The organism is Candidatus Saccharimonas sp. (assembly GCA_015256915.3).
GTDB lineage: Bacteria > Patescibacteriota > Saccharimonadia > Saccharimonadales > Saccharimonadaceae > Nanogingivalis.
The window spans coordinates 183,656-202,498 of record CP076101.2 but is presented as its reverse complement, the minus strand read 5'-3'; the positions used below and the strand labels follow the sequence as shown (position 1 = coordinate 202,498).

The 18,843-nt window shown below is 35.6% G+C and carries 21 protein-coding genes and 1 tRNA gene; 2 read left to right on the top strand and 20 right to left on the bottom strand.

Going from position 1 to position 18,843, the window contains the following annotated elements; all coding sequences use genetic code 11:
- Positions 1 to 8: 8 nt before the first annotated feature.
- Positions 9 to 1,085, bottom strand: coding sequence for a DUF4868 domain-containing protein (locus HXL38_001070; protein ID QWB91151.1), 1,077 nt, complete (start codon positions 1,083 to 1,085; stop codon positions 9 to 11).
- 70 nt (positions 1,086 to 1,155) lie between these two features.
- Positions 1,156 to 1,866: a hypothetical protein gene (locus HXL38_001065; protein QWB91150.1), complete on the bottom strand. Its 711-nt coding sequence runs from the start codon at positions 1,864 to 1,866 to the stop codon at positions 1,156 to 1,158.
- 126 nt (positions 1,867 to 1,992) lie between these two features.
- Here HXL38_001065 and HXL38_001060 point away from each other — a divergent pair, with 126 nt between their 5' ends.
- Positions 1,993 to 3,219, top strand: coding sequence for a hypothetical protein (locus HXL38_001060; GenBank protein QWB91149.2), 1,227 nt, complete (start codon positions 1,993 to 1,995; stop codon positions 3,217 to 3,219).
- Positions 3,206 to 3,484 carry a bL27 family ribosomal protein gene (locus tag HXL38_001055; GenBank protein ID QWB91148.2) on the top strand — a complete coding sequence of 93 codons (279 nt, stop codon included), beginning with the start codon at positions 3,206 to 3,208 and terminating at the stop codon, positions 3,482 to 3,484. Before HXL38_001060 ends, HXL38_001055 begins: the two co-directional genes overlap by 14 nt.
- 63 nt (positions 3,485 to 3,547) lie before the next feature.
- Here the strand turns inward: HXL38_001055 and HXL38_001050 are convergent, their stop codons facing one another.
- The 18 genes from HXL38_001050 to murD all read right to left on the bottom strand — a co-directional run bounded on the left by HXL38_001050 (position 3,548) and on the right by murD (position 18,806).
- Entirely contained in the window at positions 3,548 to 3,937 is a 390-nt protein-coding gene (locus HXL38_001050) for a response regulator (protein ID QWB91147.2), read from the bottom strand.
- 25 nt (positions 3,938 to 3,962) lie between these two features.
- Positions 3,963 to 5,144 carry a S41 family peptidase gene (locus tag HXL38_001045; GenBank protein QWB91146.1) on the bottom strand — a complete coding sequence of 394 codons (1,182 nt, stop codon included), beginning with the start codon at positions 5,142 to 5,144 and terminating at the stop codon, positions 3,963 to 3,965.
- A gap of 212 nt (positions 5,145 to 5,356) precedes the next feature.
- Positions 5,357 to 5,599: a hypothetical protein gene (locus tag HXL38_001040; protein ID QWB91145.1), complete on the bottom strand. Its 243-nt coding sequence runs from the start codon at positions 5,597 to 5,599 to the stop codon at positions 5,357 to 5,359.
- A 340-nt stretch (positions 5,600 to 5,939) separates the two neighbouring features.
- On the bottom strand, positions 5,940 to 7,127 hold the full coding sequence (locus tag HXL38_001035) for a CHAP domain-containing protein (GenBank protein ID QWB91144.1): 1,188 nt from the start codon (positions 7,125 to 7,127) through the stop codon (positions 5,940 to 5,942).
- Between the two features lie 76 nt (positions 7,128 to 7,203).
- Positions 7,204 to 8,235 carry a permease-like cell division protein FtsX gene (locus HXL38_001030; protein ID QWB91143.1) on the bottom strand — a complete coding sequence of 344 codons (1,032 nt, stop codon included), beginning with the start codon at positions 8,233 to 8,235 and terminating at the stop codon, positions 7,204 to 7,206.
- A complete protein-coding gene (gene ftsE, locus HXL38_001025) occupies positions 8,235 to 8,918 on the bottom strand; it encodes a cell division ATP-binding protein FtsE (protein ID QWB91142.2) in 684 nt (227 codons plus the stop codon). The genes HXL38_001030 and ftsE overlap by 1 nt, the downstream gene beginning before the upstream one ends.
- An 86-nt stretch (positions 8,919 to 9,004) precedes the next feature.
- Complete coding sequence (locus HXL38_001020) at positions 9,005 to 9,562, bottom strand: CYTH domain-containing protein (protein ID QWB91141.1); 558 nt, start codon at positions 9,560 to 9,562, stop codon at positions 9,005 to 9,007.
- Between the two features lie 21 nt (positions 9,563 to 9,583).
- On the bottom strand, positions 9,584 to 10,384 hold the full coding sequence (locus HXL38_001015) for an RNA methyltransferase (GenBank protein ID QWB91140.1): 801 nt from the start codon (positions 10,382 to 10,384) through the stop codon (positions 9,584 to 9,586).
- Positions 10,384 to 11,733, bottom strand: a complete 1,350-nt coding sequence (locus tag HXL38_001010; protein QWB91139.2) for a glycine--tRNA ligase — start codon at positions 11,731 to 11,733, stop codon at positions 10,384 to 10,386. Before HXL38_001010 ends, HXL38_001015 begins: the two co-directional genes overlap by 1 nt.
- An 81-nt stretch (positions 11,734 to 11,814) precedes the next feature.
- Entirely contained in the window at positions 11,815 to 13,119 is a 1,305-nt protein-coding gene (locus HXL38_001005) for a hypothetical protein (protein QWB91138.1), read from the bottom strand.
- A gap of 101 nt (positions 13,120 to 13,220) precedes the next feature.
- Positions 13,221 to 13,892, bottom strand: a complete 672-nt coding sequence (gene recO, locus HXL38_001000) for a DNA repair protein RecO (GenBank protein QWB91137.1) — start codon at positions 13,890 to 13,892, stop codon at positions 13,221 to 13,223.
- A complete protein-coding gene (locus HXL38_000995) occupies positions 13,885 to 14,250 on the bottom strand; it encodes a response regulator (protein ID QWB91136.1) in 366 nt (121 codons plus the stop codon). The genes recO and HXL38_000995 overlap by 8 nt, the downstream gene beginning before the upstream one ends.
- A complete protein-coding gene (locus tag HXL38_000990; protein QWB91135.2) occupies positions 14,247 to 14,963 on the bottom strand; it encodes a HAMP domain-containing histidine kinase in 717 nt (238 codons plus the stop codon). The genes HXL38_000995 and HXL38_000990 overlap by 4 nt, the downstream gene beginning before the upstream one ends.
- A gap of 36 nt (positions 14,964 to 14,999) precedes the next feature.
- Complete coding sequence (locus tag HXL38_000985; protein ID QWB91134.1) at positions 15,000 to 15,674, bottom strand: hypothetical protein; 675 nt, start codon at positions 15,672 to 15,674, stop codon at positions 15,000 to 15,002.
- A 97-nt stretch (positions 15,675 to 15,771) separates the two neighbouring features.
- Positions 15,772 to 15,847 (bottom strand) — tRNA-Phe (locus HXL38_000980).
- 108 nt (positions 15,848 to 15,955) lie between these two features.
- The gene (gene prfB, locus HXL38_000975) at positions 15,956 to 17,035 is read right to left on the bottom strand and encodes a peptide chain release factor 2 (GenBank protein ID QWB91133.1); all 1,080 of its coding nucleotides are present in this window, start codon (positions 17,033 to 17,035) and stop codon (positions 15,956 to 15,958) included.
- A 3-nt stretch (positions 17,036 to 17,038) separates the two neighbouring features.
- Positions 17,039 to 17,458, bottom strand: coding sequence for an MscL family protein (locus HXL38_000970; GenBank protein QWB91132.1), 420 nt, complete (start codon positions 17,456 to 17,458; stop codon positions 17,039 to 17,041).
- 13 nt (positions 17,459 to 17,471) lie between these two features.
- Positions 17,472 to 18,806, bottom strand: coding sequence for a UDP-N-acetylmuramoyl-L-alanine--D-glutamate ligase (gene murD, locus HXL38_000960; GenBank protein ID QWB91130.2), 1,335 nt, complete (start codon positions 18,804 to 18,806; stop codon positions 17,472 to 17,474).
- Positions 18,807 to 18,843: the final 37 nt, after the last annotated feature.

Sequence of the window (18,843 nt, the reverse complement as noted above, 5' to 3'; positions counted from 1 at the left end):
TTCGAAAACTACTCGCTTCCGATCATTCGTGGCGGTTCACCTTCTGGGTCGTCGAGCAACTTTTTGCTTTTAATTTCATAACGGCGACCAGTGATTTCGCTCAAGATGTAATCTTCATTAATTAAATTCACGAACATATCTAAATCGTTACTATCCATAATAATGATTGCACCGTTGTCGTCCGTCATTAATTCAAGCTGCATTTCATCGGCGTATTCAACCACTTTTTCTTGCGAAATTTCACCAATTTCATCCATTTTTTGTAATTTCGTAGCAGCCTTTTTATGCTCGCGAACCAAAGTTTGCAAATCTAAACCATCAGGAAAACTCAATTTATACTTTCTTTCGATTTCCAAAACTTTTTTATCAGCTAAAACTTGTTTTTTATAATCGTAATTAAAGAGTTTTTCAAATTTTCCTTGATTGAAAATAAAAATATCATTATTTACGATCAAAACTTGATTATCTGGCTGGATTTTTAAACCAAATTCAGGCTCAAATGCACCAAATTTACCATTTCGAAATTCCCAAGCTGTTGCTCCGCGCAAAACCTGCCCTTGCATAATTTGTTTAGCAACATAAAATTTCTCGCCTTTCGAATTTGTAAACCTTGCCAAAATTCCTTTAATCCGCTTAAAATCATGTTCGTTTTCATTAAATTCCACAATGTCGGAATATTGCGTTTCAATTATATTTAATAGCGCATTAGCGTGTTGAACTTTTTGTAGTTCAGTTTTTAAAAGCACATCTTTGCCCGCGCCACCATCCATTTCATAGTCTCGCACGCTCAAACCAGTTCCTGCACCCATATTTACGAAATTAATCATATCAAACAAAAACAACGGCTTAATTTGCGAGTTCAATTCGCTTGAAAAACTAGTTGTAAAAGGCACAAAATTTTTATTAAATAAGAAAAATTCTACATCAAGCTCACCCTTAATTCCATCTGTTAAATTCGCCCATTGAAAAATATCAGTCGAGTCGTCTTTCTCTAAAGAAAATTCAACCTCGTGGTTTTTTTCTTCTATTTCGTATTGTTTGTTTTCGGTATTTTCTGAATATCCAGTTCTAATTTCATCTTCCATGTAATATATTATAGCATAAACGCAAAATAAAAATAACACCCTTTGGTGCTATTTTTGATAGTTATTAAGATTATTGTGGTGGCCGAGAAATTCGGGAAGCTGTAAAATCGGCATAAATCTGATATATCTGCTTTTCCTCGTCTTGTTTTGGAGATTTAGAAATGTCCTGTTTAAATCTTCCTTTAAATTTTTCAGCAACAATATCTGATGTAGGATTGCTCTCTTTAAAATTTCTTATAACACTATTAAGCAATTCCTTGTCATCTTTTAGCTTGTCAATCTCTGCGGCTAGAGCTGCTTTGTCTTTTTCTGGATCGCCAGTTCCTTTGACTTTTATGAAAAGCTGTGGTTTGTTGTAAGATGCGTCAATATTAATGCCCACAGTAACATTCGCCCCAACCTCGTAGTCAGTGTAACCAGTAGTTTGGCAAGGTTTGCCGTCAACTAGGGTTTCGGCGTAAGAAAGTTTTGAAAAAGCATTAATTCCACCAAATGTAGCTGTAGCTAGCATGAAGATTGAAAGAATAATCTTTTTAGATTTCTTACCTAGCTTTGAAGTAATGAGAGTTGTTAGTCCAAGGATTAGAGCTAGAACAAGGATCGTTGCAATAATTCCTGTTGTGTTTTGTGCCCCAGTGTTTGGAGCTTGAATATTTTTTGGAGCTGGTTGAGCAGCTACAGTTTCTGTTTTTCTATCCGTTGGAGATGGAGCTGCAGAAACCAAATTGTTTTCTGCAGGCTTATCTAGACAGATAAGCTTTTTGAGTTTTAGATCTTGCATTTATTTATTTATTCCACCTTTCTTATTTCCATTACTCTTATGTCTATTTGATTTTATCATTAATCGAAAAAAATATCAATATGTTTTTGCTTTGATATTAAGCTTATTTTATGTTATAATTTTAAAATGAAAATTGCAATTTTAGGGCGACAGCCGAGCATAGGAATTGCCGAACTCGAAAGCGTTTTTAGCGGAGAAAAAATTCATGCGCTTGGCGATTACGCCTGTCTTATAGAAACTGAAAAACTCAATGTTTCGCATTTTGGCTCAATTTTAAAAACAGGCCAAGTTGTTTTTGAAGTCAATTCAACGGATTGGCGAGATGTTTCAAAAAAAATAACCAAAATTTTTGAACACGATTTTGCGGATTTTAGCGGAAAAATCACACTAGGAATTTCAACCTATGGCTTAAAAACTCGGGCAAACGAAGTTTCGAAAACTGGAACAATTATTAAACAAAAGCTTAAAAATCACGGCGTTTCAGTGCGAATAATCCCTTCAAAAAATACTGAGCTTTCAACCGCAATTTCGCATAATAATAAGCTTGGCTTAAGCGAGAAAAAAATCGAAATTTTAGTAGTTCGTGGCGGCAAAAAAACAATTATTGCTTTAAGTGAAGGTGCACAAAATATCACAAGCTACGCTAGACGCGATCAAAACAGACCGAAGCGTGATGCTTTTGTTGGAATGCTGCCGCCAAAACTCGCTCAAACAATGATCAATCTCGGTGTTGGCGAAAATCAGCCACAGATTCAAGCACTTTTTGGTAAAAAAACTTTCGAAAAGCCAGAAATCCTCGATCCTTTTTGTGGAACTGGCACAGTTATTCAAGAAGCACTTCTAAAAGGTTTTAAAGCAAACGGGACAGATTTGAGCGAAAAGATGGTGGAGTTCTCGAAAGAAAATAGTGATTGGTTTGTGCGAGAGTTTAAACCGCATGGTGAACTTGGAGAAATTTATGAAGCTGATGCTACAATTGAAAAATGGAGTTTTGCAAAAAAACTTTCAAGTGTAGTTTGCGAGACTTACTTAGGGCAACCATTCTCTGCTCCACCTTCACCCAAAAAATTAGCAAAAGTTCGCGAAAATTGCAACCGTATAATTTCGAACTTTTTAAAGAATTTATCGCAGCAAATTCCAGAAGATACACAGATTTGTATTGCCGTTCCTGCCTGGAAAACACAAAATGGTGATTTTTCTCACCTTCCACTTATTGACTTTTTAAATGAGCTGGGTTATAATAGAAAGGAATTTATGCGCGTTAAACCACAAGATTTAATATATTATCGCGAAAATCAAGTTGTGGCGCGTGAATTATTAGTACTAATAAGGAGTAAAAATGTCAAAAGTTAAAGCTGGTGGTACAAGTAAGAATATCCACAATAACGCTGGCCAACGCTTAGGCGTAAAACGATTTGGCGGTCAAAAAGTCAATGAGGGTGAAGTTCTCGTTCGACAAACTGGCGCAACCAAATTAGCTGGTGAAGGAACTTACATGAGCCGAAACTTTACAATCCACGCTAAGCAAAACGGTGTTGTGAAGTTCAAACAAATTCAAAAGCGAAAATTTACTGGCAAGACAGAACGACGTACAGTTGTAGAAGTTGTTGCTGCGTAATTGCAATAAAAATGAGCCTTTCGAAAGATTGACTCATTTTTTATTTTACTCATTTTGGACCTGTTAGTAATCCTCACCAATGCCCAAATGTTCACGAACTTTCTCAATCACATCTGAAATCATCACCTGAGACTTAACAAGATATTCATCAACGCCAAGTTTTTCAGCTCGCTCACGATCACTTTCTTGGCTTAAAGCAGTAAGCATAATAATTTGCAGATTCATTGTTTCAGGAGTATTTCTAAGAATATCTAACACATCAAAGCCCGAGATTTTTGGCATCATTGCATCAAGAATCATTAAATCTGGACGATATCTTAAAGCTGCAGTCAACGCTTGCTCGCCGTCATGAACTTCCATAACTTCAAAATCTTCCATCTCAAGCCTTGCACGATATACGCTAGCCAAAACCTCATCATCTTCGACTAATAAGATCTTTTTTCTTGCTTCCATTTTCCCTCCTAAATAGTTCTTGCAATTATTTTAAAATTTCTAACGCCTTGTTTTTTTGAATATCGTTTAATAAATAACTTTCGCCCTTTGGTGCGCTCACTTTAATATCTGGTGAAATCCCATTATTCGAAATATTTTTTCCACCTGGCGTAAACCATTTCGCGATCGTAACTTTCAATAAAGCTCCGTTTGGCATATCAATAGTAGTTTGAACACTTCCCTTACCATAAGATTTTTCACCAACAATTTGAGCAGCTTTATATTCTTTTAAAGCGCCTGCAACGATTTCACTTGCACTAGCCGAGGAGCCGTCAAGCAGAATTACAGTTTTAGTACCCTTCAAAGGATTGTCACCAGTCGCTCGAATCTCCTCAACCGTTTTTGAACCAGTTTTTTCACTAACGATCAAAGCATTTTTTTCAAGCCACAAGCTCGCAACAGTTTTTGCAGCTTGAACATATCCGCCGCCATTTCCACGCAAATCTAAAATAACTTTTGAAATTCCCTCATTTTTAATTTCTTCAGCATATTTTTTCGCCAAAACACCAGTTTCATTATCAAATCGATAAATTGAAAGTGTTGCAACGCCGTCTTTCTTCGTGAGTTCTACGCTTGGATTTTCAATTTTTGCACGAGTTACTGAGAATTCTTTCTTTTCATTGCCACGAACTACACCAATCTTAACAGTTGTTCCAGCATCTCCACGAATTTTTTTGCTAATTTCAGAAGTATTTTCTTTCGAAACATCTTCACCATTGACTTTCGAAATTACATCGCCTGCTAAAATTCCTGCACTTTCGGCTGGATTTTTAGCTAAAACTCGCACAACTTTAACAGAATCGCCATCTTTTGCGAGCTCAACACCAATTCCCGTTCCAACGTCACCACTTAAGCTCTTATTGAATTCTTCGGCTTCTTTAGAAGTCATATACTCCGTATATTTGTCTCCCACCGCTTCAACTAAACCTTTCGAAGCACCATCAATAATTTTTTGTTTATCAATTTCACCATCAAAATTTGAGGCTAAAGCTTGATAAGTTTTTTCGACATTCGAAAAATCTATTCTTTCAACCTTTTTCAACCCAAAAACTGGCGCAATTAAATTTCTAATATCATCTATTCTTGAGCCACCCGCAAAGCCTAAAACCAGCATGAAAACTGAAACCAAAACTAGCGTTGAGCGTTCAACTTTTTTACCTCTATCCATAAATTCCATTATATCACAAAAGCACAAGCATAACAAAAAAAATAAGTTCTGAAAGATAAGTTTAATATTTAATGCTTTAAAATAATTTGAATTTGCACTGTTCTTGTGATAATTTTGCCAAAATTTCTCTTTTCTGTAATTGTGGCAGGTTAGACATATTTTAGAAGAGCGTTAAAATAAAAAAGACCCATTTTTTGGGTCTTGAAGACTGACTAAAAGTTTTTTCTACTTAGATATTCTTTTTCCCAGGCGATTGCCGTGTCTTGAACTTTAAGCTCATATGAAGTCCTTTTTTCTAATTTCATACTTCTAATTTCTTTCCGAGCTTCTTGATATAATTTCAGTTGTTCAATTGCTGGATAAAGGGCAGTACCTATTATTCGTATTAATTCCCTATTATCTTCTATTAATCTTCTACCAAATTCAGCACTAGTTATTTGTTTTTCTTCTGACATTTTTAAACCCCCTCCTGCTGTATACTAAAAAGTACAAAAAATAGTTTTTAGAAAATCAATTTTTTGGAATATTAGCCGACTATCTTCTATAGGTGCTTGTTCATAAACATGGTTTATATTATTATGAACAGCTTTTCATATTATAACTTAGCTATTCAGCAATTGCAATAGTAGAATTATATGATTAAATTTAGAAACATTTGCATTTTTATTAAAATTATATCTTTTTTGAATATTTTTATATAAAATACTTTCATTCCATCGAGAAACACCATCTCATTTTCTAAATAATTTAAAGCAAATAATAAAAAGCGAGTCAGATAAACTGGCTCGCTAAATATTAATCGAAATACACATATGTATCATAAGTGCTTGCAGGTACGGTCATTGTTGAGAATTGACCCCATCTACCATTAACAAAGTAATTATACTGCGAAATCGTAACCATATTACCATTCACAGCCTCAACCCAAACAATGTGACCATATTGACCGCCGCTCATTACGCCGAATGATCCAACTTTTGGAGTACTTCCAGTTCGGAATCCTGCTCGCCGTGCGCTAGCTGGCACATCTTTAGCATTACCCCAATATGCAGCGTTAATACCTTTCGTTGCACGTAATTTCCATGCAACATAGCTCACACATTGGCGACAACCATAGCCATAGCCATCTGTTCCATTTCCATCTGCACCGCCATAACTTACTGCATTCGCATCAACAAAACAGTTTGCATCATTCCAAGGGTAACTGCTTGTTCCAGCAATAGCCTGTGGAAGAGACCCACTACCGGCTGCTCGAGCTGCTCGCAAAATTTGAGCCTGAATCATATCTTGCTGCTGTTTTTGAAGAGCTGCTTTTTGTGAGTTTCGCTCGTTCGCATATTTTGTATATTCTGCTTCATCATTTTTAGTTTGAGCAATTAATTCATTCTGCTGGCGAATTTTTTCTTGAAGCGCAGATTCAGCTTGCTGCTGGTTAGTTAAAGCAACTTTAACTTCATCTCGCTGCTTTTCAAGTTCAGCTTTCGCTCGCTTAATACTATCAACCTTTTCAACCAACTGGCTTTTAACTGCACTTTGATATTCAAAATTATCAAGCGCTTTCGAAAGATTGTTGCTTCCTGCGATCCGTTCAATTGGTGTGATATTATCTTCAAGCGACATTGCCGCCAAAATAGAACCCAAAGCATTTCGATTTCGTTCAATACTCTCTTCATTATTTTTAATTTCAAGCTGTAGCTTTTCATATTGTTTTTGATATATTGCAATTTGCGATTGAATTGTAGCTTTTTCATTTTCAATACCGCTAAGCTCATTTTGAAGTGTTTGCGCTTTATTTCTAAGATCGCTCGCACGAGATTCCGCACCACTAATTTGAGATTCCAGAGCTTTAATTTCTTTATCGAGCTGTTCAACGCTCTTCTCGGCTTCAGCACTTTTTGGCAAAGCCGCAATAACACCAGCAACAACAACTCCAAGAGAAATTGCGCCATTTATCACTAAATTCTTCTTCTTAATCTTTTTCATAGTTATTTTTCTTTTTATTTTAACTTTATTCTTAAATAGATTATACCACAATCTTTTTTCGAAAACAAGCCCCTTTCTATATTTTTAGATATTTTCTTGTTGCCGTAAATGCTGAAACAACGCCAATAAATGAACCAACAACTACCAGCCCCAGAACAACCAAAAATCCATAAACTTGCAAGAATGAAATTACAGGCGAAATGATAATTCCATAAGCTTCGAGCCGAGATTTCGAAAGAAAAATTATAGTATAGCCAATTATTGAGGCTAAAATTGCTGCGATTGTTCCACAAATCACTGCTTCAACCAAAAATGGTCCAGCAATAAAACTTTTATTTGCACCAATTAATTTCATCATATAAATCTCTTCTCTACGGTTAAAAATAGCCATTCGAATTGTATTAAAAATAATTAAACTAGCAATGATTACAAAAATTGAGCCAGCTAAAATTCCAACTTTTTCAGCAAAATTAATTGTATTTGAGATATTTTTAATAATCTCGTTTCGATCACTTGCATATGTTGGTGGATGATCTGGATCGAGATTTGATTTAATTAGCTTATTATTTTCAACAAGATTTTTTAACTCTGTTGAATTCGAAATATCCACAAGTTTAACATTAAAAATTCCAAAAAATTCATTGTTCGATTCAATTAAGGCTTTTCGAATATCCGCATCAGCCGAATTTTTTCGAGCAAATCTATCACGTGCCTCTTGTGGTGAAATGTATGTTATATCTGTAACTGAAGGTAAATCTTTAATTGCTTTTTGCATTTTTAAAATATCAGAATTTGAAACACCTTTTTTAAGATAGATAGACATATCGACTTTATTTTTAATGTCATCAACCGTATCCATCAAAATTGAACGTGCAAGGAGTGAACCAAAAATAATCACCAAAGTAACAGTCATCACAGCAGTTGCGGCAACCGAAAGCCAAGCATTTCGAACAAAGCTATTTGCACCATATTTTGTAATTCGCCAAAGAGTTAAAGTTTTGCGGCGACGCTGTTTATGTTGCATAATAACTTTCGAATTTTGTTTTTTTCTACCTTGCTGCACTTGAGAGCCTTTAATTTTATGATGTTTTAAATTTTCCTCTCTCATTATTGCCTATACTCCCCTTGTGATTGGTCGTGAGTAATTTTTCCACCATTTAAGGTAATTACACGCCGTTTAAGTTTATTTACAATTTCAACATTATGCGTAGTTAAGACAACTGTTGTTCCGTAATCATTAATTTTTTCAAGTAGTCTAATAATGTCCCAACTATGCTTTGGGTCAAGATTCCCTGTTGGCTCATCGGCAATTAGAATTTTTGGCTGGCGAGCGATTGCCCGGGCAATCGCTACACGTTGCCTTTCACCACCACTTAACTGATGTGGAAAATTTCCCTCTTTTCCTTCAAGACCAACAAGTTTAATAACTTTTGGAACAGTCGCTTTAATCTCATGATTAGTCATTCCGGCAATTTCAAGCGCAAAAGCTACATTTTCGAAAACGGTTCGATTTGGCAAAAGCTTAAAATCTTGAAAAATCACACCAATTCGGCGCCGCAAAAGTGGAATATCCTTATCTCGCAATTTGTCATAATCAATTCCACCAACAACAATTTTACCGCTGGTTTGTTTTTCTTCACGAGTGAGCATTTTTAAAAGTGAGGATTTTCCCGCACCACTCGTTCCAACCAAAATAACAAACTCTTTTGGCTTAATATGAAGGCTAACCCTGTTAATCGCAGGAGTTTTTGAATTACCATAAACTTTTGTCACACGATCTAATAATATCATCACTTTTTATTATACCAGCTTTTTTCAAAGTGTTCAAGCTTATTTAAAAAAATTAACTAAAATCACCCTTTCGAGTGATTTTTGAGTTATTTTTTAGCTTTTTTCTTTCGAAGAAGTTGCGCTGTATAGTTTTCTGGTGAGTATGCGGTTCTGTCGATTCCTAGAACTTCTAGAACATCCCACAATTCTTGGCGAATTCCATCTGGATTATCACCTTTTTTCACCTCTCGTTCAAGTTTAATGAAAGTTCCCAATCCTTCAACATCGTCTAAAAAGAAAGTAGTGTCTTCAACCTGAAGTTTCTGGCGATTTCGAAGCACCTCAACTTTCATTTCAAAGCCAAGCTGCTGAACAATATGCGCTGTTTCAGAATAATTTAAAACCGGCGTTTCATGAATTAAATCAACATTTTCAGCATCAATATGACGCTTTTGAATCAGCTGATACCAAGGTTTGCGTTTTGGATCAATAATCTCTGTTCTAATCATCAACTTTGGTAAATTTCTACTTGGCTGAAAACCTCGTGGTAAAAATACGCGATCATTCTGAAAAACAACTCGCCCAAAATCATGCCCCGTATCCGTTATTCTTTTGATAAAATCAACCTTATTTTTAATTTTTGCCTTTACGATAACTTTCTTCATAATTCGATTATACCATATTATTTAGATTTCGCCAAGATGCTCATGCTTCAACCTTTGTCTAGATTGTTCTGCCAAACAGACTGTAGCGGCCATTGCTACATTTAAGCTTTCAATTTCGCCAACCTGCGGAATCATTACTTGATTTTCAATTTTCGAAAGTAGCTCACTAGAAACACCAGAACCTTCGTTACCAAAAATCCAAGCCGTTTTTGTTGTAAAATCCTCATCGTAAATTGATTTTTTAGCTCTCAAACTTGTAGCAAAAACTGGAACTTGCATTTTATCAACTAATAAATTTAAATCTTGGTTTTCAAAAATTTTTAGTTTAAAATGTGCTCCCATTCCAGATCGTAACACTTTCGGTGACCAGGCCGAAACAGTCCCTTTCGAGCAAATAATTTGTTCAACGCCAAAACCAACTGCACTACGCAAAATTGTGCCAAGATTACCCGGATCTTGAATCTTTTCAAGAAAAATCGTATCTTTTCGAAAGTCAACATCTTGAAAAGTTGATATTTTTACAACAAAAAGTATTCCAACGCCTTCAATTACGGGGCTAATTTTGGTATAAATATTCGACTCAAGCTCAACAATTTCAACACCAAGTTCTTCGCATTTTTTAATCACTTGCTCAACCTCAAAACTTTTAGAAGAACTTGAAACAACGCAAATCTCCGGTGAGCCAAAAGCTTTAAGCCATTCGCTAACCAAATGAACCCCCTCAATAATAGTTAACCCCTGTTTGTTTCGAAAGCTTTGTTTATTCGAAAGTTGAACAAGTTTTTTAACCAAAGGGTTTCGCGATGAACTAATTTTTTTCATTAAATCTCGCTCGATTTTACGCGAATTTGCGAGGCGTCATCTCGATTTCGAACACTCACCGAGCCATCGCCCTCAATTGTGTCAAAATCAATTACAACAACTTTTGGTACACCGATTTCATCAGCCTTGGCATAAACTTTTCCAACTTTTCCGCTCAAATCAAATTCAACATTTTTGTATTTTTGGCGAAGTTCAAGATAGATTTCTCGTGCTTTTTCAACCAAAGCTTCTTTATTTTTAAGAAGTGGTGCCACAATGATTTTTGTTGGAGCAAGATTTTCAGGTAATGCCAAAAAAATACGAGTTTTGCCATCGGTTTCAACCTCGCGATAAGCATTAGAAAGAATCGCCATCAAAAGCCGTTCAACGCCAAAACTTGGCTCAATCACATGAGGAATGAACTTTTTGCGCGTTTGCTTATCAGTATATTCCATATTCTTGCCACTTGCCCGCTGGATATTAGCAAGATCAAAATCAGTGCGATAAGCAATCCCCATCAGCTCTTCTTTGCCGATTGGATAATTAAATTCAAAATCAACAGTGCGTTTTGAATAATGCGCGCGGTCTTCTTCTGGAACTTCAAGTTCATATAGTGAACTTTGTGGCAAGCACATTTTTTCAGTTAAGAATTTTCGAACTAGCCTAAGCAATTTTTCAAATTCAGCTTCCCAATTCTCAGGATCTACAAAATATTCAATCTCCATTTGTTCAAACTCGCGAGAACGAAAAACAAAATCTCGGGGCGAAATCTCGTTTCGAAAAGCTTTTCCTTGTTGCGCAAGACCAAATGGCAAACTTGGATAAAACGAATCAACTACATTTTTGTAATTAGTAAAAATTCCCTGAGCAGTTTCTGGTCGAAGATACGCGGTTGAATTCTCATTCACCACTGCACCAACATTAGTTTGAAACATCATGTTGAAACTTCGAACTTCACTAAGTTCATTTCCTTTTGGCGATTTCAAGCCTTGCTCACGGATGATTTCAGTAATTTTCTCGTTTGAAAGTCCTTCCGCCTCAATTCCGGCATCTTTTAAAAGGTGATCAGCACGATATCGCTCGCCTGTTTTTAAATCTTCCACCAAAGGGTCGGCAAAAGTTGCAGCATGACCACTCGCCTGCCAAACTTTTGGATTCATGATTATTGCAGCATCAACGCCAAACATGTCTTCACGATTTTCAACAAAGAATTCCCACCATTCATTCATAATTTTGCGCTTTAAAGCTAGCCCAAGTGGGCCGTAGTCCCAAGTTCCGCGCATTCCACCATAAACTTCACTACCTTGCCAAATAAAACCCCGCCGTTTAGCAAGACTAACAATTTTGTCCATCAAATCTTCGTTCTTCATTTTTCCTCCGTATAATCTTTTAACTATTATACCAAAAAAGCTCCCGTTTTTCGAGAGCTTTTTGTTTAAATTGCTATAAAATTAGATTTTTATTTTTGCCAATTTTTTGCGAAAAACTACTGCAGTAGTTACACCCAAAATGGCAAAAGCTAGAATAATGAAATTTTGAGATTTTTCAAAACCAGTGTTTGGAGCTTGAACTTTTGATGATGAAGGCTTTTCATCTTTTGAAACCTCAACAGCCGGTTGCGGTTGAGCTGGAGTTGGTACAGGTGCAGGTTTTTGTGGCTTTGCTTCCGGCTTGCGGATTTTGGCATAGGTTTCTACGTTGCTACCAAATATCGGCGCACTTCCATTGAATCCCCTCTTATCAATAGTATTTCCGTTAGGTGCAACTAAATCAACTATATGTTTAACATCATTGATAGTTCCGTTTTTAATAGCCGAACCATCTACCACTTTTATAGAAGAAATCCAGCCCCTATAGATACCGTCTACTGCGGGTGCATCTTTAACAAATTCAAGAACTATCTCGGTCTCAGAGCGAGAAACAACCTTTAACTCCATAGAAGGTCCACCAACAAAGTAAACACCATATTTATTTACAGGGGTGGAAGCGGTTATACTTTCACGCATTCTGTTTAACAATACAGTCGAGCCAACAGGATAAGTCTTATCATCAAAACGGATCGAAGAATCTTCGGTCATAGTAATTTTAATCTTAGAGCCAGCCTTGATAGGGTCATTCTTAGAATAAACTATAGTTGGACCAAAGACAGAACCACCACTATTAGAATTAAATTGAGCCCCACTAAGACCGGTAGTTGTCTTGTTTATATTTATCAGAGGCTGTTTAGTGAGTTTAACATCTTCACCTTTTAAAGTAGTGCTACCAATAATTTTAGTTTCTACAGTAACATCACGATTTACATATGAGAAATAATTAGTATTATTGTTAGAAATAGAGGTTTTAAAATCGGCATATTTTTCAATATTCTTATTGAAAACAATTTTCCCCTGCCAGACAGTAGATCCTGGTTTGGCATTTTCATCATTACGAACAACACTTGAAACGTTCAATCCGTGCCCATCACTATAAATCTTATCTACAGAAATAATACCAATTTTATCATTCTTGTATTTCAAGTCAACACTATTACCCGGAATCAACGATATATTTTCAGCACGAAAAGCCGCCCAGTCCCCTTCTTTAACATTCTGGCCAGAAATGTCGATCGACCACTCGCGCCCGCTACTCTTAATGCTCTTAGGCTCAATCTTTAGCTGGCTGGTTATGTCCTTGGCAGCAAAGGCAGAAGAGCCAAAGCTAACTATTGAGAATAACGCAGCAAGAATAAAAATTGTTATTTTACTTCGAAAATTCATTTTTTCTCCCTTTTTAATTATATAAACACTTATGCTTAAAATTATTATACCACTTTCTTTTTTAAAAGTAAATAACAAAAATAGACTTTCAAAAGCCTATTTTAAAATCTTGGGATTATCTCTTCAATTTTGTTCAAAAAAATGTCACAACCTTTAATTTTTGAAACAACTTTTGGCTCGCTTGAAACCATTAGTCGCAAAAATTTAATATCATTTGCATCAAATTTACCGCTAAAACTTTCAACAAAAACCTTATCATAAAAATCAAAATCATACCTTAAATTTTCCTGCAATTTCTTGCCATTTTTATCTGTTTCAAGATTAATTTCATCGCCAGAAAATTCTGCGATTTTAAGAATAAACCATTTTCGAACCAAATCTAAGCTGATTCCAAAATCATTCAAACTGCGAAAGACTTTTAACAAAATTTCGAAAAATTCAACCGATTCAATATGTTCGCAAAGATTCGAAACCTTTTTAATTGCTTGGTAGGCAAAATCAGTTCTTTCAAAATCTTTTAAAATTTCACCAAAAAACTCGCACATTCTCGCTGAAGAAAGCGTTTTCATTTCGCTTTTTCCTTCAATTAAAACCACTTCATTTAGCGAAAAAAACTCAATTCCACCAGCAAGCTTTGATTTTGGTTTTCGAACGCCACGCGCAATTGCCACCTGTTTACCATTTGGAGTTAATAAATTTACAATCCGGTCGGCCTCGCCAAAATCAGTTCGCCGCAAAACTATAGCCAGAGTTTTTTTGCGTGAATTATTCATCTAAAATCTCCTTGATTTTTGTGCGAATTTCTTTTGGTGAAACCTGAGATTTATCAAAAATATGGCGAACATTGAACAATTTTAAACTTTCGAAATCTATTTCACTTGCTAAGTCTGAGCAAATCACCACTGGAATTTTTGCCGTATCGGCATAGCTCTGTAATTCATTTAAAAGAGCAAAAGCAGAATGCCCTTCAAGCAAAATATCGAGAAAAATTAAGTCTGGTAAACTTCTATCAATCTCTAAGATTGCTTTTTGCGCAGAATTAACTTTTGAAATTAAAAAATTTGAACGCAAAATTATTTCAAAATTATCTGCCAAGATTGTATTATCTTCAATAATTAAAATTTTTTTCACAATAAACTCAACTGACCAGAACGGTTTAAATCAACATAAAAAGTGTTTCCATCACGATGGCGGATCACACCGATTTTTGCTCCCATTGCCGCCGCAAAACTTTGAGCAATAAAAATACCCAAGCCAGAACTCTGCGGCCGAGAATTCGCTCGAACTGGCTGATGATTCTGTTTTTTAATTGAACGCCAAATTGAAAGCGGTAATTCTTCGCCATAATCTCGAACTGAAATTCGAACTTTTTCACCAATATTTGAAATTTTAATCTCAACTTCGCTCTTTTCGTTCGAAGAATAAAGTGCGTTATCTGAGAAGTTCATCAAAATTGAACGAAGCAATTCATAATTCGCCATGATTAACTCATTTTTTCGAACATTTTTAAACCTAATAACTCTACCATGAAGTTTGAAGACATCGGCAATTTCTGCAACCACATCATTACAGATTTTTTTTGAATTTATAGGCTCAAGCTCGAACATTGCATCTTCAAGTTTTGAAATTCTAGTTAAATCTTGAACGAGTCGCAAAGCCCTTTCACTAGTGATGTCAATTTGGCGTAGAATTCGGCTTTTTTCAGAATTAGAAAGCTCAGTCTCCTCATCATTTAAAGTTAAAGAAAGCTGGCGAATAATTGAAAGCGGGGTTTTCATCTCGTGAGCAGCAATAAGAAAACTACTTTCTTTTGCTACCAGATTTAAAAACTCCCGCTCATCCATATTTTTATTATAGCAAATTTTTGCTATTTTTGAAAGCTAATCCATTTTCAGAGTGCTTAAAATATTTTCGTTCAAGACATTATTGTAAGTATCGGCATCAGTTCGAATCATCAAAGTTTTGCTGTTTAATTTAAAATAATAAGCTGTTCCACGAATTCGATTATTCTTCTCTGGCCCAGGGAATAAGCCTGCAATTTTTGTTGCTGGATATCCATTAACCGTTACGGCTTCAGAAGAAAGCTCACCCTTTTTGATAGCTTCGTTAAATTCTTTAAGAACTTCGTCTACACTCTTCTCATAAATAGCTACGCGCAAACCGAAACGCTGAGTATCTTTACCGTCTTTTGGAACTGGTGGCACTGTATCTGGATAGAAATAAGAGAAGAACCCCTTTCGATCAGAACCATTAGATTCAACATATTGATTCCAAAATGTTGGATAACTAAAAGTTACCTTTCCTAAATCTTCTGGAGCACGAAATTCTTTAACAGTTTTTCGTCGCTCTTCATTATATTTCTTTTCATCATCTTCTTGCTGTTTTCGTTTTCCTTCAGCAACCTGTAAATCAATCTTTCCTTCAACATCTGTTTTTACATTATTGTATTCAATGTAAGCCCAAATTCCAAATGAACCAGCACCAGCAAAACCGATGCTCAACAGAATAATTGCGATTGTTGAACCTTTAACTGCACCTTTTTTGAATCTATTCATATTTACCATTATACTTATGTTTTTAAATTTTTCAAGTGCTTTTCGAAACTTTATTTTATAAAAATAAAAAACCGCCAAAGCGGAATTTATCAAAAATTGGTGGCTCCTCCCAGACTTGAACTGGGGACACAAGGCTCTTCAGGCCTCTGCTCTACCAACTGAGCTAAAGAGCCAACCTTTATTAATTATACAGTATAAGCTTTTTTATTGCAAGAGTTTTTTAAAAGTTTATTGTAAAATAAGCGTATCACAAAATTAAAGTTTTGTTATATGCTTATGTTTTATTCTTTCGAACTTTCTAAAAATGCAAAGATAAATCCGTCAATTTCGCCATTTAAGACCTTTTCAACATCTTTTTCTTCATATTTGGTTCGTGTGTCTTTAACTATTTTATAGGGGTTTAGAACATAATTTCGAATTTGCGTGCCCCAATCAGCAGATTTTCCAGCTTGAAGCTCACTCAAATTCTGTGCGTGCTGTTCCATTTTCATTTGCACGAGCTTTCCGCGCAAAATATTCATTGCGGTTTCTTTATTTTGCGTTTGCGAGCGCTCATTCTGAATTGCCACAACCGTACCAGTTGGAATATGTGTAATTCGTACAGCCGAATCAGTTGTATTTACACCTTGCCCGCCCTTTCCGCCAGAACGATAAACATCAACTCGAAGGTCTTTTTCAGTAATTTCAACATGTTCTGGCGTATCAATTTTTGGCAAAACTTCAACTAAGGCAAAAGACGTTTCACGAGTTCCACCACTGTTAAACGGCGAAATTCGCACCAAACGATGCACACCATTTTCACTTCGCATTTTACCATAAGCATAAAGACCTTGAATTTCGAAAACACTAGTTTTAATTCCAGCTTCTTCACCAATACTTCGCTCAATTTGCTCGGTTTTGAGTTTATTTTTTTCAGCCCAACGCAAGTACATCCGCTCCAACATTTCAGCAAAATCTTGCGCATCAGTTCCGCCAACACCAGCCGTAATTCGAACGATCGCATCACCGCTGTCAAATTCTCCATCAAATAAAAGCTGTTTTTTTAGCTCTTCGAAATCATTTTCGAATTGCAAAATTTGAGCTTCAAACTCTTCAAGAAGCTCATCGTCGCTAAGATTTATTAATTCTAGAATGTCTTTAACTTGCGTTTTTAAAACCAACCAAGGGTGGATTTCCTTGTTTAAATCAGCAAGTTTTTTAACTTTTTCTTGTGCAGTTTTAGGGTTTAGCCAAATTTCTGGATTCGAAATTTCAACCTCTAAATCTGAGATTTGATTTTTTTTGCTTTCAAGATTAAGCTTCAAGCTCGCTTTTTCAAGCTCATTTAAAATTTCGCCAACACGAGCTTTCAGCTTATCCATAATTTATTTCTTTGCTGCCTCTTCAGCCTCTGCTTCAATATCATCGTCTGTGAAAAGTTTTTCAACAAACAAAAGTACGAAATATACAACGAATGCAATTACCAAAAAGTTAATGACATCGTTCAAAAATGCACCGTAAGAAAGAACTGCCTCTTTACCTGCTGGTGTTTTTCCCATATTCCAAACAACACCTTTCAAACCTTCGGCTGATCCAAGAACGAAACCAAGTGGTGGCATAATGATATTATTAATCAAAGATTTAACAAGATCGCCAGAAGCCGTTCCGAGAATTAAACCGATCGCCATTCCGATCAATCCTTGATCTTTAATGAATTTTTTAAAACCCGCAAATTGTGCTTTTGGGTCTACTGCTTTTATTTTTAAAGCAGGTTTCTTTGTAGATTTAACTTGTTTTTTACTCATAATATAAATTTTATCATAAAAGGTTTGCATTTTCAACAAATTGTTCACCGCGATCAATATAACTCTTAAACATATCAAAACTGGCATGAGCTGGACTTAAAATAACCACATCGCCACTTTTCGCGTTTTTGAAAGCAGTTTTTACAACTTCTTGCATATTTGTTTTTGCACCTAGATTTATAAACCGCTCGAATCCGCTTGATATCAATTTCTGGGCTAGTTTTTCAGATTCTGCCCCCATTAAAATTACCTTTCGAAGTTCTTGCTCTGGCATTTTTGCAATTTTTTCAATCAGCCCACTTAAATCAGCACCTTTATTGCTTCCGCCAAGAATTAAAATTTTTGGCTTTTCGAAAGAATTTAGTGCAGCAATCGCACTACCCGGTGTGGTTGCAATGGAATCATCATAAAATCGCACACCCTCAAACTCACGAACAAATTTTAACCGATGCGGTAAACCTGCAAATTTCGAAAGCCCTTCTCGCCAAAAATCGAATATTTCCTCATTTTCAAAACCTTTTTCACGCAAAAAATCAAAAGTTGCAATCATTGCGGCACAAGCATTTTTTTGATTGTGTTCGCCTGGAATTTTCAAAATATTAGTTTCGAAGAGAACTTCATCTCCCCATAAAAAATGGTTTTCCTGAATATGGGCTAAATTATAATCCCGAAAAGGCTGAAGTTCTGCCTTGAGCTGATTTTTTAAGTTTTCAACATTTTTTAAAACTATTGGATTTTCAGCATTAAAAATAAAAAAATCATTCTCGGTTTGATTCTTAGCAATATTCATTTTTGCAGCCACATAATCTTCAAAGCCATCATGAACATCAAGGTGATCAACTTCAAGATTATTTAAAATTGCAATATGTGGCGATTTTTGAGCATCCCAAAGCTGAAAGCTACTGAGCTCATAAATCACGGCATCATCTTTTTGAATTTTTGAAAGCTCATTAAGCGCTGGTAAGCCAATATTGCCAACAAGATAAACCTTCAAACCGGCTGCACGCAAAATTTCAGCAATAAAACTCGATACCGTTCCCTTACCTTTTGAGCCGGTTACACCAATAATTGATGCTGGGCATTTTTCAAAAAATAAATTTGTAACAGATGTAATTTTAGCACTTTTTGGCAAACGGCTAGGATTAACTGCAGGTGTTCGCACAATCAAATCTGCTTGAATTTTTGAAAAATCATGAAAATCACCAAAGAATTTAACACCATTTGGTAGCTCAATTTTACTTTTTGAGTTTTCGTCATAAATTTCAAAAGTAATATTTTGATCAATACTTTTAAAATAATCATAAGCACTTTTTGCTTCGAGCCCAAAACCAATTAATGCAATTTTCATATTTCTCCTTTTAGTTTAGATTATCTTTATTTTATTT